This window comes from Serratia sp. ASV30, from assembly GCF_016428815.1.
Lineage (GTDB): Bacteria > Pseudomonadota > Gammaproteobacteria > Enterobacterales > Enterobacteriaceae > Chania > Chania fonticola_C.
Genome location: NZ_JAELTL010000193.1, coordinates 1 through 474, shown reverse-complemented (window position 1 = coordinate 474; position 474 = coordinate 1). Strand labels below are relative to the sequence as shown.

Below are 474 nucleotides of genomic sequence, written 5' to 3'. Positions count from 1 at the left end.
ATTTTATTTTTATTTTTTTATTACGTTCTTACTTTTTTATATTGCTATTTTTTTTAATGAATAACAAAAAATGTTATTAGTTTTTAGGCTTTTTGTATTTCAACAGATTTAATTATTTTTCCATTTACACTTATGCAATTATCAAAAACTCCGCATTAAATATTAACCCATATTTGGGTAAGGTTGTGTTGTAATCAAGACAGCCACATTGTGCCAAGGCTTTTCTTAACATAGAAACATAGTTATTAAGGTTATTACTTGAAGAACTTAATCCTTTCTTATCCCATAACTCACTTAAAATAGTATCTCTGTTTATTGGGATATTATTTTTTTTAATCAACAGTAGTAACAGTTCACTGGTCACTCGGGTCAACGTTATCATGCCGATAGCATCATCAATGGACAGCAATGTCCCATCCGAAGAGTTGTATACGACCATCTTATTTATTGTGTATTTCATACCTTCCCCTCAAA

General features: G+C 29.3%; 1 protein-coding gene. It reads right to left on the bottom strand.

The genetic code is table 11. The annotated features are described in order from the left end of the window. Positions 1-130: 130 nt before the first annotated feature. On the bottom strand, positions 131-460 hold the full coding sequence (locus JHD74_RS26055; protein ID WP_199063916.1) for a winged helix-turn-helix domain-containing protein: 330 nt from the start codon (positions 458-460) through the stop codon (positions 131-133). Positions 461-474: the final 14 nt, after the last annotated feature.